Here is an 18,297-nt window from a genome sequence, read left to right as displayed (position 1 = left end):
AAATTCGCTGAGTGCTAGCGGAGGTGTGTTCTGAAAGCCTCAGCCGCCAAAAATGCAGCAGAGGTGGCTCCCCCCGTTCGCGTCATGCCCAGAATGATGCGATTACGGTTACAATTCTGTAAATGCGCAAAGGCAGATTGCAAAAATCTTGTTTTTATCCGTTTTTTGTTTGTGGCTACGCCCCTGTCTTTTCATAATATTGCAGTGCAAAATAAGAGTTGACAAATTTTGTGCAGCGCATAATATCCGTTGCGTAAGTTTTGGAATGTGGCGTTTGCTCCCCAAGAGACAAAAACCTAATCATCGAATTACCGGCGCCGCCCAATTGATGAGGGAATTTTCATGGTCACAGGATTTGAGAATATTCAGAAGCTTGGAAAAGATAACATGGACGTAGCTATGCAGAGCTTCGGTGCCTTTTCCAAGGGAATGCAGGCGATCTCTGCTGAGGTTGCGGACTACTCCAAGAAGTCTATGGAAGATAGCAGTGCTGCGATTGAAAAAATGGTAAGCGCGAAGTCTCTCGATAAGGCTATGGAAGCTCAGGCAGATTTTGCCAAGGTGAGCTACGAAAGCATGGTTGGTCAGGCGACAAAGATCGGCGAAATGTACGCTGAAGTCGCTAAAGACGCTTATAAGCCATATGAGAACATGCTCTCTAAAGCTGCCAAGTAATCTGCTGGCATAACCGAATATGAAGCCCGGAGCGGATCATCGCTTCGGGCTTTTTGGTTTTTGGGGCGCCTTTAATTTATTGCTCCGGTTGTTTTCATTTTCAGAAAACCTATCTCTCTTCTTCAAGGCCCTCTCAAAACATTGTGATTCAGCTTTGCTCAGTGCTGCGGAATGAATGCCGGTACCCTCAAGGGGCCAGAGATGTTCATCTTACGTTGGGAGCAGGGTTTAACCCTTCGGATAGTCTGGTCATTTTCTCAGCTTAATGGTTTGCTTTTTGCAGTTTGCTCAGGGAATAATCAGTACTAAAATCAATGAGAGACACGTGCTGCTTCTAAATACCCGCAATCCCTTGGATTAGCGGTAGAAATAGGAAAGAGCGCAGACAGGTTTGAGGCTGGCCTTTGCGTGGTTAGCCTCATACTCTAGAGACAACAGACAGCGATGATGCTGCGATGAGTGTGTGAATGAAAGACCAGCGACAGGCAATGAGTGTTCTCAGGGGAGATAAACTTATGCTTCCAGTATATAATGAAACAGAAAATGAAACACTGTTTGATTTTTCTGGAGTTGTTGGTGTGCCCTATGAAAATGCATATCCCTTGAATTCGCAGGGGGTACGTTTAAATACTATAAAGTCCTCTGCGTTATACATGGAGGGACAAAGAGAACGAATGAGCAGCGATTTCGACCTGGATAATGATGATGATGGCGGGACGATAACCGTTACCAAGCCGAAGCCAAAAACAAAAAGGCCGAGTTTGTATCGAGTTTTGCTGCTGAATGATGATTATACGCCGATGGAGTTTGTGATCCACGTGGTGGAACGGTTCTTTCATTTAGACCGTGAGAGCGCAACGCAGATCATGCTTCATGTCCATCATCATGGCGTAGGGGAGTGTGGAGTCTTCACCTATGAAGTGGCCGAAACAAAGGTCACACGAGTAATGGATTTCGCCCGAAAACACCAACATCCGTTGCAATGTGTAATGGAGAAAAAGTAATAGGGGGCGCCTGTGCCGTCATTTTCTCGCAGTCTGGAGAAAGCTCTCCATCAAGCTTTGGCGTTTGCTAATGAGCGCCATCAGGAATATGCGACCCTGGAGCATCTGCTGCTCTCATTGATTGATGATCAGGATGCTGCTGCGGTGATGCGTGCATGCAATGTGGACCTCGATCAACTGCGAAAAAGCATTGTCGAATATATTGATACTGAACTAGAGAACCTCGTTGTTGACGGGGATGATGATTCAAAACCAACCGCCGGTTTCCAGCGCGTCATTCAACGCGCTGTCATTCATGTTCAATCTTCCGGACGTGAAGAAGTGACTGGTGCCAACGTTCTTGTTGCCATTTTTGCCGAGCGCGAAAGCCATGCTGCTTACTTCCTGCAAGAGCAGGAAATGACACGATACGACGCTGTCAATTATATCTCCCACGGTATTGCCAAGCGGGCTGGCTTATCTGAACCACGTCGGGTGCGTGGTGTTGAAGAAGAATCCGATAGTGGTGCTGATCCGAATGTGAGCATGCCACAGCCTCCATCTGGAGGCTCATCTGAACAAACAAAGCGGAAAACTGAGGCTCTTGAAGCTTATTGTCAAAACCTCAATGACAAGGCGTTTTCCGGTAAGATCGATCCGCTGATCGGTCGTGAAAAAGAAATTTCGCGGACCATTCAGATCCTGTGCCGCCGTGCCAAGAACAATCCGCTTTATGTGGGTGATCCGGGCGTTGGTAAAACAGCAATCGCTGAAGGTCTCGCACGCCGCATTGTTGTCGGTGATGTGCCTGAGGTGTTGAAGAGCGCAACGATCTTCGCACTGGACATGGGCTCACTGCTTGCAGGTACCCGTTACCGCGGTGATTTTGAGGAACGTCTGAAGCAGGTCGTGAAGGAAATCGAAGATTATCCGGGCGCGATCATGTTCATCGACGAGATCCACACCGTGATTGGTGCGGGTGCGACCTCTGGTGGTGCGATGGATGCATCGAACTTGCTGAAGCCTGCTCTGGCTTCCGGCACGATCCGTTGTATCGGTTCCACCACATATAAAGAATACCGCCAGTTCTTCGAGAAGGACCGTGCGCTGGTGCGTCGCTTCCAGAAAGTGGATGTGAACGAGCCTACCATTCCGGATGCTATTGAAATCCTTAAGGGGCTGAAGCCTTACTTTGAGGACTTCCATAACATCAAGTACACCAATGATGCGATTAAGGCGGCTGTTGAGCTGTCCTCCCGCTATCTTGCTGACCGGAAGCTTCCGGATAAAGCGATTGATGTGATTGATGAGTCCGGTGCATCGCAGATGTTGCTGCCAGAAGGTAAGCGTCGCAAGACCATTGGCCTGAAAGAAATTGAAGCAACCATCGCGACCATGGCCCGCATCCCGCCGAAGTCCGTTTCCAAGGATGATGCGGAAGTGCTGTCCAACCTGAAGGATAGTCTGAAGCGCGTTGTTTATGGTCAGGACCCTGCAATTGAAGCACTGTCTGCGTCCATCAAGCTGGCCCGTGCCGGTTTGCGTGAGCCTGATAAGCCAATCGGCTCTTACCTGTTCTCCGGTCCGACCGGTGTTGGTAAGACAGAGGTTGCCCGTCAGCTGGCGTCTACGCTGGGTGTTGAGTTGGTTCGCTTTGATATGTCCGAGTATATGGAGCGCCATACGGTCTCTCGCCTGATCGGTGCGCCTCCGGGCTACGTGGGCTTTGATCAGGGTGGTTTGCTGACGGACGCTGTTGATCAGCATCCTCACTGCGTACTGCTGCTTGATGAAATCGAAAAGGCTCATCCGGATCTGTTCAACATTCTGTTGCAGGTGATGGACCACGGTAAGCTGACTGACCACAATGGTAAGTCTGTTGACTTCCGCAATGTGATCCTGATCATGACCACCAATGCTGGTGCGGCTGATCTGGCGAAAGCTCCTATGGGCTTCAATCGCATTGACCGTGATGGCGATGACATGGATGCGATCAACAAGATGTTCACTCCGGAGTTCCGGAACCGTCTTGATGCGATCATCCCATTCGCGAACCTGGACAACGACGTTATCCATCGTGTGGTCGAGAAGTTTGTTATGCAGCTAGAAGCTCAGCTTGCAGAGCGTAACGTGACCTTTGAACTGACACCTGAAGCCGTGGCCTGGCTCTCTGAGAAGGGTTACGACAGATTGATGGGTGCCCGTCCGCTGGGCCGTGTCATTCAGGAGCACATCAAGAAGCCACTGGCTGATGAGGTTCTGTTCGGCAAGCTTCAGAAGGGTGGTACTGTGAAGGTCTCCGTTTCTGAAGATCTTGAAGGTCTGCTTCTGGAAAGCGTTGAGGATCGTCCAACACCTAAGGCGAAGGCTGCCAAGAAGAAGCCTGCTGCCAAGGGTAAAGGCAAGTCCGTTGTTCCGAAAACGGGTCGTGGTGCAGATGCCACCAAGCGTGGTGATGTACCGGGTATTCCGATTGCGGATTAAGACAAAGATACTTGAGAAAAAGCCGGAGCACTTGCTCCGGCTTTTTTGTATGGTGGGTCTACGTAGTCTTGTGTAGGCTCTTACCTGCTGCTGATAAGGCTGCGGTTCTGCTTCCCCCAAGCTCTCCTGTTTTCGAGAGTCTTCGAGTTCTTAAATGACCAGTTCAGAGATGAATGTTGATGAAGGAGAGGATCCTTCTGAATTTGAGGGAGGTGCCTATTGGTTCCGCCAAGGGGCTAAAGGTGCGTTTTGCCTCCCGACACTTATTTTGATGATGGCCTTTGTTGGCTTCACATCGCTGGCCCGCGAAGTTGGCCTGACACTTGTTGAAGTGTTGCTGATGAGCCTGCTGATGTGGGCTTTGCCGAGTATTGTTGTTTTGACCGGTGCCATGAGTGCCGGGGCTGGTTTGATACCTGCCGCGATTGCTGTTGCGCTTTCTGCTGTGCGTCTGATGCCGATGACGGTGGCGCTGATGCCTGTTCTGCGAGATGAGAAGAGGACGAAGACATGGCAGATGTTGTTCGTCTCTCACTTTGTGGCGGTGACGGCGTGGGTGTTTGCTATGCGCAATCTACCAAGCTTGCCGCGGGCTGCGCGTCTGCCGTTCTTTGCTGGCTTTGGGTCGACGGTGCATTTTGTGGTGCTGTGTTCAACCGCGTTGTCTTACATGGTCCTTCCTGCTCTTGAAGGGCCAATTGCGGCTGGGTTGGTTTTGCTGACACCGATCTACTTCATGTTCTCCATGTATCAGGCGTCGCGTACCAGCGGTGATAAGGCTGCGCTGATCCTGGGGCTCATTCTGGGGCCGATCTTTTATCACTTCTTTCCCGGGGCGGATTTGCTGCTGACGGGCTTTGTGGGCGGCACGGTTGCCTTTGTGGGGTGGTTGTTCGCAACGCGGAGGGCTGAGCTGTGAGTGAGATTTACGGCAGCTGGTGGTGGCCTTATGTGATGATCCTCGTTGCAGGCTTTCTGGCGACAGAGTGCTGGCGTTGGATTGGTGTGTTTGCCTCTGGCAAACTGCGGGAGGACAGTCTGCTGTTTGCGTGGGTGCGGGCTGTGGCGACGGCGCTGATTGCAGGAATCATTGCGCGGTTGGTTCTGTTCCCTGACGGGGTGCTGGGTGATGTGCCGATCTGGCTTCGTCTTGCAGCTGTTGCTGGCGGGGTGGTTGGCTACAAGCTGCTCAATGACCGGCTGATGGCAGGGATTGTCTCGGCTGAGTTTGTTCTGATCGGTGGCTGGGCGTTTTTGATTTAGCCATTCTTGCTAAGCTTGATCGCACGCATTGCTGGGCCTTGTTTCCCTCTCTAATCTACAGAGGAGAGTTGGGGGCTTGCTATGACCTATATTGCGCTGGGTGAACACAATCTTTGTGACGAACATATCTGCTGTGCGATTTCGGATAAGAAGTGCGCGCAAGGCTATCAGTTGAAGAAGGATTGGCTGGGTCAGCAGTTCGCCTCGGGCTATCAGTTCATCAAGCTTGATGAGCGGGCAAAGGTATTTATCGAGTTCGGGCCTGCAGAGGCTGGCTGGGTGCCTGTCGTGGCTCCGCGCCACTTGCTGGTGAACTGCTTCTGGGTTTCCGGCAAATACAAAGGGCAGGGGCATGGCAAGGCGTTGCTCGCCAAGGCGGTGGAGGCTGCTGAGCAAGCTGGTGCTGATGGATTGGTGACGATCGCCGGTGCTAAGAAGATGCCTTTCCTCTCAGACGGCAAATGGTTCAAGCAGCAAGGTTTTGAGGTTTGTGACAGCTCTCCTGATGGGATCGAGCTGTTGCGGCTTAGCGTTGGTGGTGCAGGTGGTTCTGCTTCATTCTCGGAGAGTGTCCAGCAGAGTGCAGGACTGAGCGGGGAGGGGCTGGTTGCTTACTACTCTAACCGCTGTCCGTTTACAGATCATCATGTGACACAGAACCTGAAAGAGGCGGCTCAGCGACGTGGGTTGCCACTCAAGATCGTTCATCTGGATACGCTGGAGAAGGCGCAGTCAGCGCCGACGCCTGCTACAATTTTCTCGCTCTACTGGAGCGGAAGATTTGTCACCACGGACCTGAGTGTGTGTATGGATTCACGCTTCGACAAGATCATGCAAAAGGCATTGAATGAGAAAGTGTCTATCGAAGCGGTTTGATTGTTTCAGGTGAATCGAATTTTGGCGGGGCATGAGGATCTGATTCAAGTGCGCGGGCTAGTGCGTTGAAAACAGATTCAAATTTGCTGGTCGGGGGAGGTGGTCATTTCAGGTGAATCGAAATTTCCTCGCGCAATCTGGTGTGAGTGCGCGAGGTTGTTTCAGGTGAAATGATCAGGAATGAGCTGCAACAGCAGCGCGGATTTTCTCTGCGTTTGCTTTGAGCTTCTCGCTGTCTTCCATCTCGCCGGTGTGTGGGCGCAGGGAGATGCCTTCGGTGCGTGGGATGACGTGGAAGTGGGTGTGGAACACCATCTGTCCGCCAGCGCCTTCGTTGAACTGGTGAATGGTGATGCCATCAGCATCAAATGCCTGCTTGAGCACGCGTGCCATTTTCTGCGCAGTCTTTACAACTGCGGTCAGTTCGGCTTCTTCGATATCGAGGATGTTGCGGGAACCCTTCTTAGGAAGAACCAGTACGTGGCCATCTGCGCGTGGCATGATATCCATGATAACAATGGTGTTTTCGTCTTCGTAGACCTTCTCGGAAGGCAGTTCGCCGCGCAAGATCTTGGCGAAGATGTTCTGGTCATCGTAGGACGGGCTGGTCATCTTGATATCCTCTGAACTGGAACATGCTTGCGTTCATTTGCATTCACGCGCCATGTTCCTAATTTTGCTTTAGTGCGTATTCTTATCCGCAAACCGGAGCCACTTTTCGGGAATACGCTCTATCATTTTACCGGTGTATCCGTTGTGAGCGAAATGGCTCACTGGTCCTTGCCGGTAGTTAATCCGATTCATTGACCAAGATCACTGGAGAATCAATGTGTGGTTTGGGTGGAGTTGTTGAGAACCTGATCGTACTTAAGAAACTGATTCAAGTTTGGAAGGATTCATGAGTCTCTTCAGAGTCTTGAATCGATGTCTTGAAGTAGGTTCTAGCTGCCCTGCTGGCGGAACGGGCCGTGTTCCGACAGGATTTTCTGTTCGTGCAGAACGGCTTGGCGTTCCTGTTCCAGATAGTCTGCGACTGCATTCCTTAAAGAAGGGTGTGCAATCCAATGGGCGGAGTAGGTGAGGCTCGGCATGTAGCCGCGTGCCAGTTTGTGGCTGCCCTGCGCACCAGCCTCAACCCGCTGCAGACCGCGAGACAGGGCGAACTCGATGGCCTGATAATAGCAGATCTCAAAGTGCAGGCAGGGGTGGTTTTCGATACAGCCCCAGTTGCGACCATAGAGCGTGTTGCCGCCGATCATGTTGAGCGCGCCGGCAATATAACGGCCTTCGCGTTTGGCCATGATCAGCAGGGTGTGGTCGGAGAGCCTTTCCCCCAGTAGCGAGAAGAACTCGCGGTTGAGGTAGGGAGAGCCCCACTTGCGGCTGCCGGTGTCCAGATAGAACTCATAGAACGCGTCCCAGTGGCTTTCTGTCAGGTCCGGACCGGTTATCCACTCGACCTCTATATCGTTCTCCAGCGCGGTTTTGCGCTCCTTACGGATGCTTTTGCGTTTGCGGGAGGAGAGTGCCTTCAGAAACTGCGCAAAGTCGCTGTAGCCGTTGTTCTCCCAATGGAACTGTTGGTCTGTGCGTAGCAGGAAGCCTTCTTTGCCGAGCTCGGTCCATTCCTGTTCGGTGAGGAAGGTGAGATGGGCGGAAGAGCCTTCAATACGGACCGTCAGTTCTTTCAGGCCCTGCGTGAGGATCTTGATGGTCTCCGGACGATTGGCCTCCGGTGATATCAGGAGGCGCCGACCCGGGACGGGCGTGAACGGGATGGAGCATTGCAGTTTGGGGTAGTAGTTTCCGCCTGCACGATGGAAGGCGTCAGCCCATGCATAATCGAAGACGTACTCGCCCTGACTGTGGCTTTTGGCATAGGTCGGGATCGCGGCGATGGGTTTGCCGTCTTGCTCCCACCAGATGTGCTGGGGGATCCAGCCTGCTTCCCACCCAACGCATTTGCTTTCTTCCAGTGCCTGTAAAAAGGCATGTGAAAGCATGGGGTTAAACTCAGAAACTTGAGAGTTTGATTCAGTTTCTGAGTTTGGGTTGGATTGGGTCGTTTCAGGTGAATCGATCCAATCCTGCTGGTCATAAAGGATTGGCGATGTGCCGGGATTTGCCAGTGCGTCCCAATCCATGCTGGGGATCTCATCCAGAGAGGAGAGGACTTTCAGAACGGGTGATGGTGGTACTGACAAATCGATAGATCCTAGAGGGGCTCTTTGTCCGGATTGAAGCCTTCGAAAACAATCTGGTCCGCATGCTTGGCAGCATTGAGACGGTCTTCTTTGGTTCTGACAGTCCATGTCATCACCGGCAGGCCATAAAACTCACGCAGGAAGCTTGGGCCGTCTGCTGGCAAATCCTTTACGAAGAACGAAACGAAATGCGGATCGGTGCCAGCCATGTGTACCATCCAGGAAATCTTCTCGATTTCGTGCTCTGTCAGGTTCAGGTGATCGTTTTCGCTCAGCGTGGTCATGGAGATGCAGCCACGTGGGATTTGCGGTGCAACGTCCTTCATGGTCCGAAGCATTTTCGGGTCGAAGGATTTTATTGCTGCCGGGCCTTTATAATCGCTGAGGATTTTGGCGATGGTTTTAATGAACTCATCCTGACCTTCTGGACGGTTCAGGGTTTTGATTTCAATAACCAGCGGCACTTTGCCGTCAACCAGCTCCAGCAGTTCCTGCAGGGTCCAGATTGGGTCGTCAGAGCCACGCATGGACAGCTTGCGCAGGTCAGCCAGGTCGAAGTCAATCACGTTGCCTTCGCCGTGGGTGAGGCGCTCAAGGTTTGGGTCGTGGAACACGATGACCTGACCGTCCTTGGTCTCCTGCAGGTCAACCTCAATGGCGAAGTTGTTCTCTACAGCAGCTTTGACTGCGGACGGAGTGTTTTCAAGAATGCCTGCTTCTTTGTTATGAAAGCCGCGGTGAGCGATCGGACGGGCGGTGAGCCAGGAAAGATCTTGCATGGATTTTCGAAACTGCTTCTTCAATAAAAGGAGATGTGTTCTGCGGACAGAGCGGGACTAGTCGGCAATTTCGAAAATTGCTTCGATCTCAACAGCGGCGTTGAAAGGCAAGGAGCCTGCGCTGACAGCGGAGCGTGCATGACGGCCAGCATCACCCATGGCGGCAACCATGAAATCAGATGCGCCGTTGATGACTTTAGGCTGATCACCGAAGTCGCCATTGGAGTTGACGAAGCCAACGATTTTGACGAGGCGGACGACTTTGGACAGGTCGCCGGTTGCCGCTTTTGCCTGTGCCAGCAGATTGATTGCGCAAAGGCGTGCAGCTTCCACACCATCTTCGATGCTCAGATCCGCGCCAACCTTGCCGACTTTTGCGATCTTGCCGTCCTGCATTGGCAGCTGGCCAGAGATGAAAAGCTGGTTTCCGGTTTTTACGAAAGGCACGTAATTGGCAGCAGGTGCAGCAGCTTCCGGCAGTGTGACGCCAAGCTTTTCTAGGTTTTGCTGGATTGTGTCAGACATTCGGCTTTCCCTCCGGTTCGGAATGTTCTTTTGCAATAAGTGATGCAATTCCACGAAAACTCAAGAGTTTATCTCTTCACGAAGCCGTGGTTTGCAAAGTGATGCGCAGACTCACATTAGAATCACCAGAGTTGCAAGGGTGCATGGAGCGTTGTCTACGTGGGAAACGTGTATCCAATTTGAAAGATTTACCCTAGCTCTGATTTCCTTGGCGGAATGTTTGCGTTGGAACGGGCGTTTATGCACTCTTTGGGAATGGAAGAGAGGCATGCCCACGTGTCTTTTGTTCCGACATGATCGGAGGTTTTATGCTGAAACTACGCTTCGGACACGGATCGGGGAGGCTTGCTCTTCCCGCAATTGCTGGGTCTTCTCTCTCCCTCTGCTTCCTTCTTACTCCCTCCATTGGCAATGCTGCTGACCTCCAGCCTCACCGCGCCGTTTATGATATGAGACTTTCCAGTGCCCAGAGTGGTGCGGATATTGCTGATGTGAACGGGCGTATGGTCTATGAGCTTTCCGGCTCGGTCTGTGATGGCTTTAATGTGGATCTGCGGTTTGTGGTGATGAGTATTGATGAGGAGGGAGAGGAAACGGTCACCGACCTTCGCAGTTCCTACTTTGAAGCGCCGGATAACTCTCAGCTCTCCTTTGCTTATCAGACGTTCATTGGTGATTTTCTGGCGGAGCAGGCACAGGGTAAAGCAGAGCATCAAAGCTCTAAGGTGGATGTGGATCTGGGTGGCCCGGACGGTAAGTCGCTGAGCTTTGATGGGTCTATCATGTTCCCTCTGCAACACCTCCACAGTGTGATTGATGGTGCTACTCTCGGAAAGCACTTCATGGTTTCCAAGCTGTATGACGGCAGCGTGACCGGGGAGCAGTTGTTTGAGGCGACCACTGTCGTGGGGCGTAAGCTGGCTGATCCACTGGATCAGCGGTCTGATCAGATTTCACTGCCCAAAGCGTTAGGCACCGCTGATGCGTGGCCGGTTTCCATTGCTTATTTCAACCTGAGTGATGGTGTGCGTGGTGAGCGGGCGCCTGACTATCAAATGCATACGGTTTTGCACGAGAACGGCGTCTCCAGAAGCATGAACCTGAACTACGGGGTGTTTGAGTTGGAAGGGGCTCTGGTTGAACTTGAGCTGAAGCCGATGATACCTGCAAGCACTTGCGGTAGTTCTGTTGCTTTGGAAGAAGAGGTGAGTGTGCCGTTTGATGGCAGGCTCAAAAAAGAGCAGCTGCGCTGAGGCTACCTTTTGTCCGGTGTTTTGATAGACCTGCCGAGAGAGACGACTGAGCTGTCTTTGAACTTTCCGCGTAAAACATCCATGGCGCGTTCAGCTTTGGCGCGTTTTCCTGCCTGTTCATCCAGCAGATCTTCCGGGTCGGCCTGATCGGCAGGGCCCAGATCTCCAATCCCGACACCAATGAGACGGAAACGCAACTTACCATCGGCAACGTTGTGGAGCAGGTCGTCTGCTGTGCGGAAGATCTTGTCGGCCAGCTGTGTTGGGTCATGCAGCATGCGGGAGCGGGTGATGGTTTTGAAGTCCGCTGTCTTGAGTTTGAGTGTGACTGATCTGCCGGACTTTTCTGCTTTTTTGGTGCGGTAAGAGACTTTCTCAGTCAGGGCCCACAGACTCTTGGAGAGCTGGGTGACGTCTGAGATGTCTGTGTTGAACGTGGTCTCACCGCTGATGCTTTTGGCGCCGCGGTTGGAGGAGACGTTGCGATCGTCCTCTCCCTGGCACAGCTTAGCCAGACGCAAACCCATAGCACCGTACTTGCGGGCTAGGTCGGTCGGGTCTTTTTGCTGAAGCTGGCCGATGGTTCTGATGCCATCACGTTCCAGTTTGGCCTGAAACACCTTGCCAACGCCCCAAATGACGCTGGTTGGTTGTTTGGCGAGGAAGTCTTTCTTCTCCTCGTCTCCAATCACTGAGAAGCCGCGGGGCTTGTCGAGGTCTGAAGCGATCTTGGCGAGGAACTTGTTGGGCGCAAGGCCCACAGAGACGGATAGTCTCAGCTCTTTCTGGATCTTGATCGCGAACTGTACGAGCAATTCTGCCGGTGTTGCGCCGTGGAGTTTTTGTGTGCCGGACAGGTCAAGGAAAGCTTCGTCGATGGAAAGCGGCTCTACCAAGGGGGTGAGCTTTTCCATCTCTTCGCGGATTTGCCTGCCGACCTGTGAGTAGAGATCCATGCGCGGTTTGATGACCACTGCGTCCGGACAGAGTTCTCGTGCCTTGAACATGGGCATAGCGGAGCGGACGCCGTAGATGCGGGCGATGTAGCAGGCTGCGGAGACAACGCCGCGCTGGCCGCCGCCTACGATGACGGGCCGATCTGCCAGTTCAGGGTTCTCGCGCTTTTCGACGGAGGCGTAGAATGCATCACAATCGATGTGGGCGATTTCGAGGGTGTCCAGTTCTGCATGGGCGAGGATGCGCGGGCTGCCGCATTTGGGGCATCGCGTCAGGTCTGCGCGGAATCTGTGTGAGCAGTCCCGGCAGAGTGCTTTGAGAGGTGTGGTGGCCTCAGTCGCCATGAAGTCAGAGCTCCGATCAATTGCAGCTTTCTCGTGGACAGGGCTTTAGCATGAACTACTCCTCAGTCTCCCATGAAATCCGTGCACCGGCCACATAAAACACAGAGCTGCGCATCTGGTCCTTGTCCCATTCCTCAATGGTCCAGTCCTTTGAGTTCACTGGATCGAAATTGAGGAAGAACTTGTCCTGCATAAACATGCCGACAATGGGGTGTTTGATGACGGTATTAGAGCTGTCGCTTGGTTCTTTAAGATTGAACTCGACGCTCTCTTCCACCTTGATCCGCAATGTGCTCAGGGAGTCTTGTGGAGCTGCTGCCGGGCGCTGGCAGTCGTGGGCGGCAAACTCCAGCGTCACAGCGCCGGGGCCATCTGCTTTTCCTGAAGTGAACAGGGCGCTGCGCAATACGGCCCCGTTTAAATGTCCAAAACGCTCCAGAAAATACTGGAGCGACGTGCTTGAAAGGTGTTCCACGCTTGGGTTCTCTGGGTTGGTGTAAGGTTCACTTGCAGCCTGAGACCTTACTTTACAGCAGCGACCAACAAATTTTCAATAAAGTCGCCGGTTTCTTTCCAGCAATTGCTTTTGAGTGCCACGTTGGGCAGGTCGCTGGATGTTGCGTAGAAGCGTGGGTCGGCGATGAAATGCACCAGCTGGACGTGTGGCGTGCTTTTGCCGACTGAAAGGATGTTGGTTGGGCTGTCATCTATAAAGATAACCGGATGATGAGCGCGCTCTGCACAAAGAGCTGCAACTGCGCCGCCTTTGGGGCCGTCATTGGTCACAAGAGGGTAGCCCATGCCGAGGCTTTTTAAGAGGCTCTCGCGGGTAGGCTTGTTGTGAGTGCCGGGCAGGTTGGTCAGGATGACGATGTCGCAGAGTTTCGACAGGCGCTCCAGCTGTTCAGCCGCATGAGGCACTGCTTCCTGTCTGCCAACTTCGCTTTCGAAGAAGTCATGAATGATGGCCATGCAGGCATCATCAGAAAGGTTTTCGCCGGACTGGGTGTAGACCATGTTGGCTTTCAGGCGATAGGCGGTTTCCTTGAAGGATATGCCATTGTCAGCCATGAAGCGTTCAAGGTGTGGGATGAATTGCAGGAGCACCTCGTCCACGTCGCAGATGAGGAGAGGGTGGGCGCGCTTTTCGATCAGGCTGATCTGCTGCAATGTGCTCGCGCTTGCTGTGCTAATGGTGGGCAAAGTAATCAACGCCTCCGGCAAGTTTCAGGTGAGCGGCTGCAATCATCGTTGGGCGAATGCCTGCGCTTTCGGTGTAAGCCAGCAAAAGCTGCTCGTCCTGCATTAAAAATTCCAGAACCCCTGCGAGGAAGCCCGGCTCGGCTGCTGCATCGCGAATCTCCTGAGGTCCAATCCCGGCCAAAGACAGGAAGCGGCCGAGCTGTTCCGGGTCGCTGCTAAGAAATGATAGGGCACCAATTGCAATTTCCTGTGCAGTATCTTCGGTCAAACTGCCGGTTTTGCCTAAATTCATTGGTGTTTGCCTTTCTGAAACGAATCCGAATTAACTATGTAGCAGGAAATTTAGTGTGGGACTTGTTCCAATGCCAGTCGCAGGGCGGCTGCATCACACCTTTATTTATGGCTAAACCATTTTTGGGGCAGCATTCTGTGCAGGACTGAACTGATGCAAAAGACCGTGCTGATTGTTGAAGACAACGAACTCAACATGAAGCTGTTTAACGATCTGCTTGAGGCTCATGGCTACGCGACCTTGCAATCTCGCAATGGGATGGAGGCGCTTGAGCTTGCTCGTGCACATAAACCGGATCTGATCCTGATGGATATTCAGTTGCCCGAAGTTTCGGGGCTTGAAGTGACCAAATGGATCAAAGAGGATGATGAACTTAAGATCATTCCTGTGATCGCGGTAACGGCTTTTGCCATGAAGGGCGATGAGGAGCGCATCCGTCAGGGTGGGTGTGAGGCTTATATCTCCAAGCCGATCTCCGTGGGTAATTTCCTTGAGACCGTTTCAGGCTTCTTGCAGGACACATAAAACAACCGTGATTATTTTTGATTGTGGTTAATTGGTAAATTGTGTTCAGCTAGAAGTTGCAGGTTCGCAAATCAACGGGAAGCAACGCTTTAGTATTCTGCTTGAGATTGTCAGTTTTCACTGGATGAAAGACTCACATCAAAAGTCGTAGGTCTTTGAAACTAGATGAAATCACCGAGTGAGTCTTGCGGGAACTGCAGGGTTTCTGTGTGGTTGCCTCTTGAAAAACGGCGGTTTCTTTCCTTTTGTTGTGTATAGGTCAAGAATCCCCTCCATTTTCAGGAGCGCAATTACCTTAAAGCTTTACTAAAGTCGTAAATGTTGCGATGGTGATATACGATATCATCTGCTTCATGAAATTAATGACTGCAAGATCGCAGTATTGGCTCTTGGTTGATTGAACAAATCCCAGCAATACTGCCAGATAGACTCCCTACGGAGCGCTCAGGTCCGCCGCATCTCCTGGGTCCGTGGGGTTGGCCGGCGAGTAAACGGGTTCTGAGTGGCCTCCTCGTGTCATCCGGTTCTCGCCGGCCACCAATTTTCTTCCCTATCAGCAGAATGAGACATTGCTGTGCAAGCGCATGCTGTGCGCTGGGCTGTGTTCGCCTGCGCGGATGAGATGGTGTGTGGTGAGAGCAAGATGGGTTTTAAGGTGGTGTGATCCGTCATTCAGTCTGGGGCAGTTCGTTATGTGTCAAAGTTTTTGGTAAGGCCAATTCTCTTTGAAATTGAAGCGGAAATGACCGTGTTGACGGGACTATACTCAGTCAAAATCCTCTTGTGTGAGGAAATGTTGTCTACCCCTGACAATTGAGTGGGGTGGCGCACGAGCGCGCGAGCTAGTGGAGTGCTTTTACTTCTGAAAACCACAGTTTTAGGAAGGGTATTCCGCCTGATTATCGGTGCTGTGCATACAAAAAAGGCGCTTGCAAAATGCAAACGCCTTTTTTGAAAATTCAGCTGAAGCCAAGACTTACTTGATCTTGGTTTCTTTGAACTCAACGTGCTTCTTTACGACTGGGTCGTATTTACGCTTCACCATTTTTTCGGTCATGGTGCGGGAGTTCTTTTTGGTCACGTAGAAGTAGCCGGTGTCCGCAGTGGACTGCAGCTTGATCTTAATGGTGGTCGCCTTGGCCATCGCTAAGGATCCTGTCTGTTTTCGGCCTTTTAAAAGTGGCCGGTTGTTTTGTTTGTCCCGGTGGCACCCTCACACCTTCGCTTCGGGGTAGGGTGCGCTTCCGGTGAAACTTTGGGAATTCAGCGCGCACATTACTAATCACAGGGCTAAAGTCAAGATGCATTAGCGGGCTGCGCCCAGTCTTGTCCCCCTTATCAGGCATATAATTACGTATGCGCCCAAGAATCCTGCAAATACCAGTGGTAGTCCATCGGCTCCCCACGTGGAAAGAGCAAGGCCCGTAGAGGCAGGCCCGACTAATTGTCCAATGGAATACATGAGGACAAAGGCCGCATTTGCGGATGCTAGATTAGCGCCGTCAAAGCGTGCCCCCAGATGTGTGAGGCCAACGGTGTAGAGGCCCGCAACCACGCCGCCCCAAACGAAGAGAAGGGCGCAAATGCCATAGAAACTGCCGGATAGCGGGATCATGAGCAGCGCACCAATGACGCCAAACGCACCGCAATAGATGAGCAAGTGGCGGCGGTTCATACGGTCCGACAGCATGCCTAGAGGGATCTGCAGCACCATGTTGCCAGCGGCCATAGCGGAGACGAGCAGGGTGGCTGTTTCTGCTGTCAGGCCGATCTTGAGGCCGAACAGCGGGAGCAGGGAGATGCCGGATTGTTCCACAGCTCCAAAGACAAATCCGGCCAGGGTGGCTGCTGGAGCTATCCACAAAAAGGCGTAGAGCTTTGAAGTTGCTTTGCTTTCGATTCTCGGCGCAGCGTTGAAGCCGACGAGAACGGGCAGGGCAGCAATAATGATGCCGGCGCCTGCCAGAAGGAATGGAAGCGCGCCTGTCGTGCCAGCATAAGCGAGAACCAGAGGGCCTGAGGCGAAGCCGAGCGCAAGCACTGTTGCATAGACGCCCATCAGGAAGCCTCTGTGCTTTGACGGTGCTAATGCGTTGATCCAGAACTCTGAGAGAATGAAGGCGGAGGTGGTTGCGCCATGGAACAGCAGGCGCAGCGGGAACCATGCCCAGAAGTTTTCAAGCACAAAGAAGAAGGGCAGTGAGAAGCCTGCAACCAGTAAGCTGATCAGAAGGGCCTGAGGTGTGCCCAGCTTACGGGCGAGATACGGACCGACTGGGGTGGCGACAATGGAGGCAACGCCGGAGAAGGCGGTGTTGATGCCGATCCAAGTGTCACTGATGCCGCGATACTCAAGCGTGAGTGCCAGAAGAGGAAGGCTTGCGGACAGGGAGAGGCCAACAGCTGTAATCGCTGCGATGGCGGCAATGATGCCGCGGACCTGTCTGGGGGAGAGGGAGCTGGCTAGCGTGCCCGATAACTGAACCATTTACATAACTGCATTCTAAGCTCGATATGAGCAAGTGATTTGCAGCATAATGAGCTCATATGCACTCGCACATCATGCATCAAATCATTTTCATGCGCATATTCTTATCCGAAAACCGAAATCACTTTTCGGGAATATGCTGTAAATGCTTCTATCAGGAAAAGTGCAAGGCGCAACACATAGTATCACAGTGATATATGTTTGTTGCGCCTTGGGTATTCTGAATTAGATTTCTTCGCGCGCGAAGCCGTCGTTCTTCCAGTAGTAGTATGGAACCGGTCCATTCGGGGAAAGCTCAGGGTCTTTCGCCAGTCGGTTCTCCAAGTCTGTCAGAACAGCCAGAGTGATGCGTGGTAAGTCCAGCTCTTTGCACTGCTCAATTGGCAGCCACTGGAGTTCTTCCAGTTCTTCCGTTGGGCCGATGCCTGTTTCCAGCTTGTGCGCGATCTGGTCAGCCCAGACAGCAAAGAAGCGCGCGTCAAAGCGACGTGTTCTGCCTGGAGGAGTGATTGCACGTGCTACGAAGCGCAGTGGCTCAAGATCTGGCTGGATGCCCAGCTCGTCGAATGCCTCAAAGCCTGGACCAACAGGTTCGCTGTTGCCCTCGGTTTTGGTGCCAACGAAAAGGCCCGCTTCCTCATAGGTTTCGCGAATGGCGGCAATTGCCAGTGCGCGCAGGCGGCTTTCCGTTTTAATCTGCTTTTTGTCGTAGTTCAGTTTGGCCAGTACGTCTGGATGATAGTCGCGAACATATTTTACGCGGCTGTCTTCGGAATCAACGCGGCCACCTGGGAACACGAACTTACCCGGCATGAACTTGTGCGCCATGTGGCGTTTGCCCATGAGCAGGTGCAGGGAACCATCTTCCTTGCGATCCAGAATAAGTAGTGTGGAGGCGTCTTTCGGCCTCAATGGTTGAGCGCTTGGATCGTTGTTTTCTTCCGCTCGCTCAACTTTGACTTCTTTCGTCAGGTCTTCCGTGGACATTCCTTACCTCTGATTGGCGCGTGTTGGGCCAAAACTAGGTGCTTTGCCTGCAGTTGCAAAGCCATCCATACGTAGTGCCCATTGCAAACCAACCAGAGCGCCCTTGATGGGGCGTAAGAAGGCGAGAGACATGATGAGGGTCAAAGGCAGCCAGACAGCCATGTGAAGCCACATTGGGGGTACGTAGGCCATCTCTACCCACATGGCCAGCGCAACAACGACGTGGCCAACGATAAAGATTGTGAAATAGGGCGGGGCATCATCCGCGCGGTGGTGGTGAAGCTCCTCACCACAGTTGTCGCAGGATTGCTTCACGCTCAGGTAGCCGTTGAAGATGGAGCCAACGCCGCAAGAAGGGCATTTGCAGCGCATACCGCGCAGCACCGCTTCTCCGGTATTCCGATCTTGATGGGTATTCATTTATACCTGCCTTTCCCGTCCCGTAAATGCAGGGGAGCG

At 52.5% G+C, this 18,297-nt stretch carries 20 protein-coding genes; 8 read left to right on the top strand and 12 right to left on the bottom strand.

What is annotated here, in order from left to right:
- Positions 1 to 342: 342 nt before the first annotated feature.
- The 6 genes from PSE_RS18575 to PSE_RS18550 all read left to right on the top strand — a co-directional run bounded on the left by PSE_RS18575 (position 343) and on the right by PSE_RS18550 (position 6,281).
- Positions 343 to 675 carry a phasin family protein gene (locus PSE_RS18575; RefSeq protein ID WP_008552981.1) on the top strand — a complete coding sequence of 111 codons (333 nt, stop codon included), beginning with the start codon at positions 343 to 345 and terminating at the stop codon, positions 673 to 675.
- A gap of 674 nt (positions 676 to 1,349) precedes the next feature.
- The gene (gene clpS, locus PSE_RS18570; RefSeq protein WP_014286254.1) at positions 1,350 to 1,679 is read left to right on the top strand and encodes an ATP-dependent Clp protease adapter ClpS; all 330 of its coding nucleotides are present in this window, start codon (positions 1,350 to 1,352) and stop codon (positions 1,677 to 1,679) included.
- 12 nt (positions 1,680 to 1,691) lie between these two features.
- Positions 1,692 to 4,142: an ATP-dependent Clp protease ATP-binding subunit ClpA gene (gene clpA, locus PSE_RS18565; RefSeq protein WP_014286253.1), complete on the top strand. Its 2,451-nt coding sequence runs from the start codon at positions 1,692 to 1,694 to the stop codon at positions 4,140 to 4,142.
- A 154-nt stretch (positions 4,143 to 4,296) separates the two neighbouring features.
- Entirely contained in the window at positions 4,297 to 5,061 is a 765-nt protein-coding gene (locus PSE_RS18560; protein ID WP_014286252.1) for an AzlC family ABC transporter permease, read from the top strand.
- Complete coding sequence (locus PSE_RS18555) at positions 5,058 to 5,405, top strand: AzlD domain-containing protein (RefSeq protein WP_014286251.1); 348 nt, start codon at positions 5,058 to 5,060, stop codon at positions 5,403 to 5,405. Before PSE_RS18560 ends, PSE_RS18555 begins: the two co-directional genes overlap by 4 nt.
- An 81-nt stretch (positions 5,406 to 5,486) precedes the next feature.
- Positions 5,487 to 6,281, top strand: coding sequence for an N-acetyltransferase (locus PSE_RS18550; RefSeq protein ID WP_014286250.1), 795 nt, complete (start codon positions 5,487 to 5,489; stop codon positions 6,279 to 6,281).
- Between the two features lie 174 nt (positions 6,282 to 6,455).
- On the opposite strand, the gene PSE_RS18545 is transcribed toward PSE_RS18550, so the two are convergent.
- From PSE_RS18545 to PSE_RS18530, 4 genes are all read right to left on the bottom strand, one after another.
- Entirely contained in the window at positions 6,456 to 6,893 is a 438-nt protein-coding gene (locus PSE_RS18545) for an HIT family protein (RefSeq protein WP_014286249.1), read from the bottom strand.
- Between the two features lie 329 nt (positions 6,894 to 7,222).
- Complete coding sequence (locus PSE_RS18540; protein WP_014286248.1) at positions 7,223 to 8,425, bottom strand: GNAT family N-acetyltransferase; 1,203 nt, start codon at positions 8,423 to 8,425, stop codon at positions 7,223 to 7,225.
- A 71-nt stretch (positions 8,426 to 8,496) separates the two neighbouring features.
- Positions 8,497 to 9,264: a glycerophosphodiester phosphodiesterase family protein gene (locus PSE_RS18535; protein ID WP_041768671.1), complete on the bottom strand. Its 768-nt coding sequence runs from the start codon at positions 9,262 to 9,264 to the stop codon at positions 8,497 to 8,499.
- 57 nt (positions 9,265 to 9,321) lie between these two features.
- On the bottom strand, positions 9,322 to 9,789 hold the full coding sequence (locus tag PSE_RS18530; RefSeq protein ID WP_014286246.1) for a RidA family protein: 468 nt from the start codon (positions 9,787 to 9,789) through the stop codon (positions 9,322 to 9,324).
- A gap of 308 nt (positions 9,790 to 10,097) precedes the next feature.
- On the opposite strand from PSE_RS18530, the gene PSE_RS18525 reads away from it, so the two are divergent.
- The gene (locus tag PSE_RS18525; protein ID WP_083841633.1) at positions 10,098 to 11,042 is read left to right on the top strand and encodes an EipB family protein; all 945 of its coding nucleotides are present in this window, start codon (positions 10,098 to 10,100) and stop codon (positions 11,040 to 11,042) included.
- Positions 11,043 to 11,044: 2 nt separating this feature from the next.
- Here the strand turns inward: PSE_RS18525 and PSE_RS18520 are convergent, their stop codons facing one another.
- The 4 genes from PSE_RS18520 to PSE_RS18505 form a co-directional block, all read right to left on the bottom strand.
- On the bottom strand, positions 11,045 to 12,343 hold the full coding sequence (locus tag PSE_RS18520) for a DNA polymerase IV (RefSeq protein ID WP_014286243.1): 1,299 nt from the start codon (positions 12,341 to 12,343) through the stop codon (positions 11,045 to 11,047).
- Between the two features lie 55 nt (positions 12,344 to 12,398).
- Positions 12,399 to 12,749 carry a hypothetical protein gene (locus tag PSE_RS18515; protein ID WP_014286242.1) on the bottom strand — a complete coding sequence of 117 codons (351 nt, stop codon included), beginning with the start codon at positions 12,747 to 12,749 and terminating at the stop codon, positions 12,399 to 12,401.
- Positions 12,750 to 12,865: 116 nt separating this feature from the next.
- A complete protein-coding gene (locus tag PSE_RS18510; protein WP_041768670.1) occupies positions 12,866 to 13,546 on the bottom strand; it encodes a hypothetical protein in 681 nt (226 codons plus the stop codon).
- Entirely contained in the window at positions 13,533 to 13,838 is a 306-nt protein-coding gene (locus PSE_RS18505) for a DUF3572 domain-containing protein (protein WP_014286240.1), read from the bottom strand. Before PSE_RS18505 ends, PSE_RS18510 begins: the two co-directional genes overlap by 14 nt.
- A gap of 153 nt (positions 13,839 to 13,991) precedes the next feature.
- Between PSE_RS18505 and PSE_RS18500 the strand changes: the two genes are divergently transcribed.
- Positions 13,992 to 14,363, top strand: coding sequence for a response regulator (locus PSE_RS18500; protein ID WP_008552987.1), 372 nt, complete (start codon positions 13,992 to 13,994; stop codon positions 14,361 to 14,363).
- A 976-nt stretch (positions 14,364 to 15,339) separates the two neighbouring features.
- Here PSE_RS18500 and rpmG read toward each other — a convergent pair.
- The 4 genes from rpmG to PSE_RS18480 all read right to left on the bottom strand — a co-directional run bounded on the left by rpmG (position 15,340) and on the right by PSE_RS18480 (position 18,258).
- Positions 15,340 to 15,507: a 50S ribosomal protein L33 gene (gene rpmG, locus PSE_RS18495; RefSeq protein ID WP_008552972.1), complete on the bottom strand. Its 168-nt coding sequence runs from the start codon at positions 15,505 to 15,507 to the stop codon at positions 15,340 to 15,342.
- Between the two features lie 162 nt (positions 15,508 to 15,669).
- Positions 15,670 to 16,851, bottom strand: coding sequence for an MFS transporter (locus PSE_RS18490; protein ID WP_014286238.1), 1,182 nt, complete (start codon positions 16,849 to 16,851; stop codon positions 15,670 to 15,672).
- Between the two features lie 225 nt (positions 16,852 to 17,076).
- Positions 17,077 to 17,838, bottom strand: coding sequence for an NUDIX hydrolase (locus PSE_RS18485; RefSeq protein ID WP_014286237.1), 762 nt, complete (start codon positions 17,836 to 17,838; stop codon positions 17,077 to 17,079).
- Between the two features lie 3 nt (positions 17,839 to 17,841).
- Positions 17,842 to 18,258 (bottom strand): DUF983 domain-containing protein, encoded by a 417-nt coding sequence (locus PSE_RS18480; RefSeq protein WP_008552989.1) that lies wholly within the window; start codon positions 18,256 to 18,258, stop codon positions 17,842 to 17,844.
- Positions 18,259 to 18,297 lie beyond the last annotated feature (39 nt).

Source organism: Pseudovibrio sp. FO-BEG1, assembly GCF_000236645.1.
In the GTDB taxonomy this organism is placed as follows: domain Bacteria; phylum Pseudomonadota; class Alphaproteobacteria; order Rhizobiales; family Stappiaceae; genus Pseudovibrio.
Note: the sequence above shows the minus strand (reverse complement) of the source record. Positions and strands in the feature narration are given on the sequence as shown.